Below are 9,690 nucleotides of genomic sequence, written 5' to 3' on the forward strand. Positions count from 1 at the left end.
ACGGTTGAAGTTCGTTCTGTAGGTCTGCTCACAATGGGTACCGTAACGCTCCATTTGAGTGAAATTTATCTTTCTTTGTATCGTCATGTATAATACCTTAATTCCGCAACACTATTATAAATATAACTTTTTAAGTACCTGAGCAACAAAAAGTTGCTCAGGATTTTGTCATGTCAGATTTTTCACCTATCTTAGTGTTGCAAATCAAAATATGTATCAAACCCGACAGACATGGCAAAGAAAGCAATAAAATCTGAGAAACTCACTCCTTTTGGAGGAATATTTGCAATGATGGAGCAATTTGACTCCACATTGTCATATGTAATTGACACAACCCTCGGTCTAAGATGCAGGCTGTATGGTTATCAATACAGCGAAATCATCCGTTCTCTCATGAGCATCTACTTCTGTGGCGGCTCATGTATTGAGGATGTCACAACTCATTTGATGCCCCATCTCTCGCTTCATCCGACACTTCGTACCTGCAGCTCTGACACTATCCTCAGAGCGATAAAGGAACTGACGCAGGAGAACATTTCATACACGTCAGATACGGGTAAGAACTACGATTTCAATACGGCTGACACCCTCAATACCTTACTGCTCAATTGTATGTGTGCAGCTGGTCAGCTGAAAGAGGGTGAGATGTATGATGTTGATTTCGACCACCAGTTCATAGAAACAGAGAAATATGATGCAAAGCATACATACAAGAAGTTCCTTGGTTATCGACCAGGTGTGGCGGTTATTGGAGATTTGATTGTCGGCATTGAGAACAGCGACGGCAACACAAACGTCCGTTTCCATCAGAAGGACACGCTGAAGAGATTCTTCGAAAGGTTTGAACAGAACAATCTTGTTATCAATCGTTTCAGAGCTGATTGCGGCTCGTGCTCTGAAGAGATCGTGGAAGAGGTTGCCACCCACTGCAAGACCTTCTATATCCGTGCCAACCGCTGTAGTTCGCTCTACAATGACCTCTTCGCTCTCAGAGGCTGGAAGAGGGGAGAAATCAACGGCATTGAGTTTGAGCTGAATTCCATTCTTGTAGAGAAGTGGAAAGGCAAGACATACCGGCTTGTGATTCAAAGGCGGAAACGGATGGACGGTGAGCTTGACCTCTGGGAAGGAGAATACACATACCGCTGCATCCTGACCAACGACTACGAGCCTTCCGTAAGAGAGATTGTCGAGTTCTATAACCTCCGCGGAGGAAAGGAGCGCATCTTCGATGACATGAACAATGGTTTCGGATGGTCCAGATTGCCCAAATCCTTCATGGCAGAGAACACAGTGTTCCTTCTTCTTACAGCACTTATCCGTAACTTCTACAAGGTCATTATCCAAAGACTTGACGTAAAGAGGTTCGGACCCAATAAAACAAGTCGCATAAAAGCGTTTGTCTTCAGATTTGTCTCTGTACCAGCCAAATGGATCAGAACATCAAGGTGGTATGTGCTGAATATCTATACCTGTAATAATGCTTACGCAGATGTATTCCAGACTGATTTTGGATGACGACTACAACTTATGGGTATGATACTGCGTATTGTCTCAAGTCGCATTGTGGGGTAAGGGGGTATTGTAGGCAGAAGTGGGTATTTCAGCCTCAATTTATCTAATAATTCAGTAATGAGAGAACGTGTACACGTAAATAGGACGATGAAGGACTTAGTTGCGGATTTGAGGCTTATGAAAAGCGTATTGCTTTCTCAATACATGCCGTTCCTCTTCGCTCAGCGACAGGAAATAGGCTTTCCATCCCGGACAGAAATTGATGTGCCATCGCCAAAAACGACCCAACAATGACTTGGGTGAACGGTCGTATCGCCGCCTCAGTGGGCACTGCTGACAGTTATGTTTCTTTTCCAATACTTTATCTATTTATCTTTCGTAAAACTCTCGTGGCAAAAATAAGGATTATTTTCAGTGATCAAGCACACAGTTCATTAAAAAAGAGAGGATTTGCTAAGATTCAGAATAACGACGAGCCATCGACCCCAACGGGAGTCGAACTTCAAGTAACCGCACATGATACAATGTGCGGGTCGAAGTGCCTTCCCAATCCACGACCCCAACGGAGGTCGAACCTTTCTACAGATTATATGGTTCGACCCCGTTGGGGTCGGATGTATAGGAGTCATCTGGCCATCCGCAAGTCTTTGACATTGCGGTTAACGGGGGTGAGACCCTTTTCAGGGTCTGTTTGTTTGCACACCTTCATTCTACATAAACGGCTAAATTCAAATATTAAAAGCGTTTACATATTGCAACGTATTTATCTGTTATGCTCCTATTAAATTGTTCTATATCCTTATACTTTTCAACTAAATCCTTTATCACAGGCGCATTTAAATCGACGTTTAGGGTATATTGAACAAAAGCACGTAGCATCTCATAATTATAATTTACTCAAGTTTCGGATTTAGGTTGAGAGGATAGATTTGGGCATAAAAAAGGCTTTGAGGATTTCCGTATGTCACGGAAATTTAGTAATTTAGAGGTGCCCAAACAACTAATTACAATCACTCAAAGCCATGAGCAAAATTACAAAAATTCCATCGGAGATCCGCAACTTTTTCACGGGAAAACGAATCAATCCCGCATTTTCCAAGTTTATGACCCTCCTTGAGGGGATGAGGATTTCAGACAAAGATCTCGGAGGGAAAAAACGTGAGAACTGTCAGCTTACCAACCTTCAACTTTTCCAGATCATATTGATTCTGCCGTTTATGGCCGTCCCGGGTTTTTCTCATTATGCCGGATCGTCAATCTCGAAACTGTTCGGGGGTAAGAAGGACCTACTCTATTCGTTTATGGCCAAGGACAATATAGACTAGCAACATCATCTGGCACATCGCCTGTCATCTCATCAAGGCCGTGACCATAAGGAAAGACTATCAAAAGAGCCATCTTCCGGCAGTGCTTATTGTGGATGATTCCGACCTGCCGAAGACCGGATTGAGGATGGAGTGTATTGGCAAGATATTCTCGCACGTGTTTCAGCGGTGCATTCTCGGCTACAAGCTGCTGGCCCTGTGCTGGAGCGACGGCCGCTCTCAATTTGTCGTGGACTTCTCGATTCACGGCGAGAGAGGGAAGGTCGATGGCAAGGAACAAGGTCTTACGGCCCGGCAGCGCGAGAGGCGCTACAACCGCAAGCGTGACAGAGACTGCCAGACCGAAAAACGCAAGGAAGAGTATTTCGTATCCAAGCTTGAGCGCCTGAAGAGCATGGTGAAGAGACCATTGGAGGATTGTTCGCCGATATATATGAAGGCGTACACGAGCTCACCGTCGTGGAAAAGATCTGGTCAATCATTATTGATGTAATAGCAATCGTGGCTGAGATTTTTACCATTGACGAGAACGAATTGATGGAGCAAATTATACGGGATAACCGCAGGTTCAAGGCCATGCAACTGATCGCTCAGACTGCATAAAACCTAAATCCGAAACTTGAGTAAAATACATAACTGTAATAATCTACTACTAATCTAAAATAAAGCGATTATAAGCTATCCTTTTTCCTGTGTTTGTTTTAAAGTTTTCACCTATACACTTTTTTATCTTTTCCTGTTCTTTTTCTTTATCCATAACCGTTAAATTTTCAAGCAAATCAGCTTCCCATTGTATTTGAAAATCAAGTCCATCAATTTTAGATGGAGTATGATGGTTGCCTATTATAAAGCATATTCTATCAATATTTTTGTTATAGCCTACCTTTTTTAATATTTCTTTCGCTACTGCTGGTCCTTCCTTTTCTTGATAGACACCATCAATAGAACCGTATTTTTTTTGTGCTTCAACCGCACCAATATCATGTAGTATAGCAGTAATACTGATGAATTCTTTTTCTTCCTCTCCGATATTTTCTCCGTTCATTATATCTTCTGCATTTTTCAAAACTTTAAGAGTATGCTCTATGCCAAAAGGAATCTCTTTGAATACTTCTTTCATCTCTATAATAATTTTTTCTTTAAACACAAATTGCCTCCATTTATACCTTATAGGTGTTTTAGTTCTATCTATCCATTTTTTTGTTGGCCGCTACAATCAGCATCATGGGACGGCGCATTTCATCCTGCATCCCCGGAATATCCATCATGTTTTCCGGCGGCTGCGGCTCCACAATCTGATTTATTATAAAACCATTTGAAAGCAGTGTATTTAGATATGTGGTCAGTGTTCTATGATATTTTGTAACCTTTTCTCCCAAAAACACAGCTGTCCGTTTGCCCTCATAATAATAATTATCCACCGGAAAATGCAGTATTTCTCCTTTTTCGTTATAATGCCAGTCTTGTGTTCCATAGGCAGTAAAAACAGGATGTTCAACCGTAAAAACTAGCTTACCACCAGACTTCAGTATTCTATATATCTTTTTTACTAAAATCTCATAATCTGCTACATAGTGAAACGCAAGTGAACTTAATATTACATCAAAACTCTCCTCTGGGAATTCCACATCTTCTATAGCACAGCATTTATATTCAACCTGTGGAAAATGTGTTTTTTCTTTGGCTACCTCGAGCATTTTATGAGAAATATCAACACCTACAACAGAAGAAGCACCGTGTTCCATCGCATAAATACAGTGCCATCCATAGCCGCATCCTAAATCAAGCACACGCTTATCTTTAAAATCCGGCAGCAGCTTTCTCAATGTTTCCCATTCTCCTGCACCGGCTAGTCCCTGCTGTGAGCGACTCATTTGACTGTATTTTTGAAAAAATATATTATCATCATATTTGTTTTCTTTCATCTGAATTCCCCTCGTTTAAAAAGTTATTTATCTCCGTTGCAATTTTTTTCACTTCTTTATAAAGCTTCTCGGTCATATCGTAGCATTCAAAAAGTGAAAGACCGAGTACTTCAAAAATATGATTAACCCTTTCGGCATATTTTTCAGGTTTATATTCAAAAGTTTCAAGCAGTTTTATAGCTTTCTTTTCGTTAATGCAATAAGCATTATTGCATGCAAATAGTACTTGATTTAAGCATGAAATAATACGAAAAACATGGCCTGCAATATAATATTTATCCTCTGCTCCCGCATTTGCTTTTACAAACATTAAAGAGAACTCTGCTTCAAATATAAAAAAGTTTATCAAGCTCTTCTTTAGAGCACCAGGGTAAATTTCTGCCTGATTTTTTAATTCGCATAAGCTTTCATTCTTAGCATATTGTATCTTGCTGATCGCCAATTCTCCACGATACATAGCACTTATATAACCATGGGGATGCCCAGTCTGATAATTGGCAGTAACAATTCCTTGCTCCGTATCTTTGATTATTTGTTCCACCCGTTTTATATCACGTAAAATCAAGTCAACATGATACCCGTTTATAACTAACCATCCGCCGCCATTAACCCAATCCCCCCACGCTCCGGGAGGTACAACAAGGTCGTTTCTATTCTCATCATCCAATTCTGTAGCAATTTGATTAATCGCTGTCAGGTCAAATGATTCTGAATTGTAATAGATTCCGATATCTATATCAGAATCCTCTGTATGGGTGCCTCTTGCACGTGAGCCCCCTAATACAATGCCTTCTATGCAAGGCAAAGAAGATAATTTCTCTGTTACTATTTGAATTACATTATCTACCATACGAACACACTCCTTTTATCGATTAAAGACAAAATACTTTCTTTCCGTAGTTCTTCGGGAAGTAATCCTTCCCGATCTGCCAAACATACTGGTCGATTTGCTTCAAGCTAAATTTATCCAAGCCATAGAAGGCACGGAAATCAATCAGTATATAAGTCTGAGCTGCTTCTTTCATAACCTCATTTGCAAATACAACCTTAATCCCGGGTCGTTCAAAGCCTACATCCATGCCACCGGCTCCGGTAAACAGGGAAACGGCTATAAGTTTTTTACTCATTTTCAGACTTCTCCTCATCGTGGATTTTAAATATTAAGCAATGCTCTTTTGAGTCCAAATAAATATCAAACTTTGTTTTTCCTTTTTCGACCCCTAAATTGGAGATTACCGACTTCGGCAAGCGAACTCGCATGTCCTGCTGCAAAAGATAGGTGTCTAAGTATATTCTCTCATCCATATCCCATTCTCCTTCTAGTGATGGACTAATTTTACCCTATTTTTAGTCTAAAATCAATCGGTTTGCTACTCTGGACAGTATAATAATATCAAGCCATCTGTACCAAAAAACGGACTTTAACCTGACAATAGTCCTATTGTCTCAATCGTCAAAAAAGTAGTTTCTTGTCTCAACCTATCAAAAGGCAGACTATGACGCTATTGTCAAAACACGAAAAAAGGGATCCCAGGAGACTGCCAAAATCGGCAAATCTCTCGAAATCCCTTTATTTATAGGCTGTTTTAGGACTTTTTTACTGATTCCTTGACAGAAGAACAACCGTCTCCACATGGCTTGAGAGGACAGAATGAATGTCATTTGAGTACGTCCGTTCTCGGAAACATATCCACTTCGCTTTTGGCACTATCGGTATACGGGAACATATCCAATCTCTCTCTGGAATGTATGTAAGCGCCCAATAACGAGGTATATTGAAAATCTCCAAAGTCACTCGACTTTGGAGATTCTTTTCTTTATTTACAATCTGCTTGTACAGTTTCTGACCATGGCAAATAAGCTTCTAGAGCTGCTTTTTTTGCGAAAGACTCTTCATTTGGCAACTTCTCCAAAAGATAGGTGAGATATTTCTCTGAGTCTAAGCCATTTCGTTTGGCAGTTTCTAAAAGTGACAGGATGATCGCGCTAGATTTGGCTCCTTCAAAACTTTGAGAGAAAAGCCAATTCTTACGTCCCATGACTAATCCTTTAATCGCACGCTCAGCCAGATTATTGGATAATACTAAGGAACCATCTGTTAAAACTGTTTTAAATGTTTCCTCATATTTCAAGGCATAGGTGATCGCACGGCCTAACTTCGATCCTGGGAGCACTGATTGATTGCGACACCAATCAAAGAACGTTGTCATCAATGGCGCTAATCTTTCTTTGCGCTTGCACAATCTTTCAGCTGAAGGCAGCTCAGCCCAAGAGGCTTCTAGTGAAAACATCTGGTCACAATAGGCTAATCCCTTGCGCCCCAATGACTGCTTATCTGCCTGTTTCGGCGTTGCTTCAAAAAATTTTCGGCGTACATGTGCCCAACAACCTACTAACTTTGCTTTAGGTAGTTGGCGATACGCTGACCACATATCACAGTGAACATAGCCATCATATTCGCCGAGAAATTCTTGAACAGCTAAGCCACTTCTGCGTTGATCATGATGATAGAGCGTGATTGGCTGTGCTGCTTGTTTTCCTGACAGGAATGTCCAGTAATAAGTCAAGGGAGTCTCATTTTCTAAAACTCTATAAGCTGTTTCATCCGCATGAAGAAGGTCTTGTGTTAATAATTTTTCGTGTAGTAGCTCATAGAGCGGTTCGAAATAATACTGACTAGACTTGATATGCCAATTAGCTATCTCCTTACGGCTAATCGGTAGCCCCATTTTCTGCCAATCCGCTTCTTGTCGATAGTTTGGCACTTTCAGTGTGAATTTCTGATGAATGGTGTGCGCAATAATAGAAGCTGAACCAAGACTATGCGCCAAGGGCGCTTTGGGTACAGGGGCCTTGATGATTTTATCTGTCGCATTTTTCTTGCTACAGGCAACACACTTATAGGCATGCTGAATATGATCCACTCGTTTTAACTGTGCAGGAACATAGATTAATTCTTGTCGTTGCACACACGAGCCGATTTCTTTTAACCTTTCATGACAATCTGGACAGGTACAAGCCTCTCCCATCAATTCATGGTGGATGACCTCTGGTTTAAATTGCTGAAAAATGGCTTGTCGTTTGCCTTTCGCTTTTTTCCGACGATAAGTAATGGTTTCTTCTTCTAAGTTACCTGGGACAGTCACTTTCTTCTTCAGGCAGTTCCACGTCATCAAACAGGCTCAATTGATTCTGGTTATAGTCACGCTTTTCAGAGGATTTACCATAAAGTTTTTTGGTAAGGTAAGCGACTTGTTCACGTAAAAGCGCAAGTTCATTAGACATTGCTTCAATTGTTTTTGTCAGTCTTTCAATCGTTTTTTCTGATGATGACATCTTCGTTAACTCCTCAAGATTTTTCTTTATTATACGCGAAAAAAAGCCGACATTTCAATAGAAATGACGACTTTGACTCTCTAAAATTTTAGGTGTAATAGAAAATCCTTTCATTAACCATTCGACTTGTTCAGGCGTTAAAGCCTGAACTTCCGTAGTATTTCTTGGCCAAGTTAGTTGTCCATTTTCAAAACGTTTATAAAGCAACCAGAAGCCTTCACCATCCCAGTAGAGGGCTTTAAATCGATCACTTTTTCCACCACAAAAAAGAAAGACGGATTTTGAAAAAGGGTCTAAAGCGAATTGTGACTGAATGAGGTAAGCCAGTGAATCGATTCCTTTTCGTAAATCCGTTTTCCCACAAACAATGTAGACGGGCCCCAGATCACTTAAGTTTAGTCCCATAAGCGAACACCTTCTCTAAAATTTCATTTCGTTGAGATACGTCAAGTGATGAGAAAAAGCTGAGCTCAATCGATCCCACTTTACAACGAAGTAAGAGCTCATTTTTAGTTCGTTGTTTAAAGTGTTGCGTGCCAGTTTTGGGCATCGCTAGAGGGACAATGGGTTGTTTCATCATAAAAAACCTCCAATCTTCTGTTTGAATACAGTATAACTGGAGGACTAGATAGATGCGATACACCTTGTTATTGGACGCTTACGAATGTATACCATACTTTTAAAAGGCAGAATAGCATTTTAACTTATGCTACCCTACCTATAACTAAACATTTACAGTTGCATGTGGCCTATTGTTTTTAGCCGTTAAATATTTTATAACTATTAAATAGCGATACAAATTGTTCGAAACTAATATTGTTTATATCATATATTCTCGCATGTTTTAAAGCTTTATTAAATTGATTTTTTGTAAACAGTTTTTCATACTCTTTGTTAACCCATTTCATTACAAAAGTTTCATATTTTTTTCTCTCTTTAAATGCCATTTTTGCTGGCTTTCTTTTTAATACAATTAATGCGCTATCCACTTTAGGTTTTGGATGGAAATAATACCTAGGAATTTTTGCTAATATAGAAATATCTACCTCTGCCATTAACAGCAATGCTAGTGATCTGTTTGTATCTAATAAACTTTTAGCAAAACCATATTCCACTATTAAATAACTTATTGTGGCTGAACTTTCAAAAACAATTTTTCGAATTATATTTGTGCTTATGTTGTAAGGTATGCTGCCAAATATTTTATATGGATTGTGGCTAGGAAATGTAAATTTCAGTATATCATCATTTACTATTTGATAGTTAGGATAATTTAAGAGCTTATTACGAGTTACCTCACATAATTTAGAATCAATTTCTATCGCCGTAACAAAATTACATCTCTTTACCAATTCAGCAGTAAAATGACCTTTCCCTGCACCTATTTCAAAGATGTTATCTTTTTCATCTAAACTTATGCAATTCATTATTTTTTCTATGTGATATTTTGAAGTAATAAAATTTTGACTATCTTTTATATTTACTTTGTTCATTACAATGGTTCGTTAAAATTTGAGATAACGGCTAAGCGGCTTTACGCTGCCAGCCAAAGAGTTCTTTGATAGTATGACTAATTAACTTTCGGTTCG

12 protein-coding genes are annotated in these 9,690 nt (G+C 39.5%); 2 read left to right on the plus strand and 10 right to left on the minus strand.

What is annotated here, in order from left to right; translation table 11 throughout:
* Nucleotides 1-231 precede the first annotated feature (231 nt).
* Nucleotides 232-1,518: an IS1380-like element ISBaov1 family transposase gene (locus BLW31_RS23340; protein ID WP_007664617.1), complete on the plus strand. Its 1,287-nt coding sequence runs from the start codon at nucleotides 232-234 to the stop codon at nucleotides 1,516-1,518.
* Nucleotides 1,519-1,671: 153 nt separating this feature from the next.
* Here BLW31_RS23340 and BLW31_RS23345 read toward each other — a convergent pair whose 3' ends face one another.
* Nucleotides 1,672-1,872: a hypothetical protein gene (locus BLW31_RS23345; RefSeq protein WP_007837439.1), complete on the minus strand. Its 201-nt coding sequence runs from the start codon at nucleotides 1,870-1,872 to the stop codon at nucleotides 1,672-1,674.
* Between the two features lie 1,008 nt (nucleotides 1,873-2,880).
* Between BLW31_RS23345 and BLW31_RS24605 the strand changes: the two genes are divergently transcribed.
* The gene (locus BLW31_RS24605; protein ID WP_007664626.1) at nucleotides 2,881-3,333 is read left to right on the plus strand and encodes a hypothetical protein; all 453 of its coding nucleotides are present in this window, start codon (nucleotides 2,881-2,883) and stop codon (nucleotides 3,331-3,333) included.
* Between the two features lie 159 nt (nucleotides 3,334-3,492).
* On the opposite strand, the gene BLW31_RS23370 is transcribed toward BLW31_RS24605, so the two are convergent.
* The 9 genes from BLW31_RS23370 to erm(G) all read right to left on the minus strand — a co-directional run bounded on the left by BLW31_RS23370 (nucleotide 3,493) and on the right by erm(G) (nucleotide 9,594).
* Nucleotides 3,493-3,987, minus strand: coding sequence for an HD domain-containing protein (locus BLW31_RS23370; protein WP_029425405.1), 495 nt, complete (start codon nucleotides 3,985-3,987; stop codon nucleotides 3,493-3,495).
* Nucleotides 3,988-4,024: 37 nt separating this feature from the next.
* Nucleotides 4,025-4,765 carry a class I SAM-dependent methyltransferase gene (locus tag BLW31_RS23375; protein ID WP_007897427.1) on the minus strand — a complete coding sequence of 247 codons (741 nt, stop codon included), beginning with the start codon at nucleotides 4,763-4,765 and terminating at the stop codon, nucleotides 4,025-4,027.
* On the minus strand, nucleotides 4,746-5,615 hold the full coding sequence (locus tag BLW31_RS23380; RefSeq protein WP_007897428.1) for a nucleotidyltransferase domain-containing protein: 870 nt from the start codon (nucleotides 5,613-5,615) through the stop codon (nucleotides 4,746-4,748). Before BLW31_RS23380 ends, BLW31_RS23375 begins: the two co-directional genes overlap by 20 nt.
* A 22-nt stretch (nucleotides 5,616-5,637) precedes the next feature.
* Complete coding sequence (locus BLW31_RS23385) at nucleotides 5,638-5,892, minus strand: DNA cytosine methyltransferase (protein WP_007897429.1); 255 nt, start codon at nucleotides 5,890-5,892, stop codon at nucleotides 5,638-5,640.
* Nucleotides 5,885-6,070 carry a hypothetical protein gene (locus tag BLW31_RS23390; protein WP_007897431.1) on the minus strand — a complete coding sequence of 62 codons (186 nt, stop codon included), beginning with the start codon at nucleotides 6,068-6,070 and terminating at the stop codon, nucleotides 5,885-5,887. The genes BLW31_RS23385 and BLW31_RS23390 overlap by 8 nt, the downstream gene beginning before the upstream one ends.
* A gap of 512 nt (nucleotides 6,071-6,582) precedes the next feature.
* The gene (locus BLW31_RS23395) at nucleotides 6,583-7,938 is read right to left on the minus strand and encodes an IS66-like element short variant transposase (RefSeq protein ID WP_007897432.1); all 1,356 of its coding nucleotides are present in this window, start codon (nucleotides 7,936-7,938) and stop codon (nucleotides 6,583-6,585) included.
* The gene (locus tag BLW31_RS23400) at nucleotides 7,895-8,101 is read right to left on the minus strand and encodes an IS66 family transposase (RefSeq protein WP_008144451.1); all 207 of its coding nucleotides are present in this window, start codon (nucleotides 8,099-8,101) and stop codon (nucleotides 7,895-7,897) included. Before BLW31_RS23400 ends, BLW31_RS23395 begins: the two co-directional genes overlap by 44 nt.
* Nucleotides 8,102-8,155: 54 nt before the next feature.
* Entirely contained in the window at nucleotides 8,156-8,506 is a 351-nt protein-coding gene (gene tnpB / locus BLW31_RS23405; RefSeq protein WP_007897433.1) for an IS66 family insertion sequence element accessory protein TnpB, read from the minus strand.
* 353 nt (nucleotides 8,507-8,859) lie between these two features.
* On the minus strand, nucleotides 8,860-9,594 hold the full coding sequence (erm(G), locus tag BLW31_RS23415; RefSeq protein WP_010537156.1) for a 23S rRNA (adenine(2058)-N(6))-methyltransferase Erm(G): 735 nt from the start codon (nucleotides 9,592-9,594) through the stop codon (nucleotides 8,860-8,862).
* Nucleotides 9,595-9,690 lie beyond the last annotated feature (96 nt).

It is taken from the genome of Bacteroides faecis MAJ27 (assembly GCF_900106755.1).
Taxonomy (GTDB): domain Bacteria; phylum Bacteroidota; class Bacteroidia; order Bacteroidales; family Bacteroidaceae; genus Bacteroides; species Bacteroides faecis.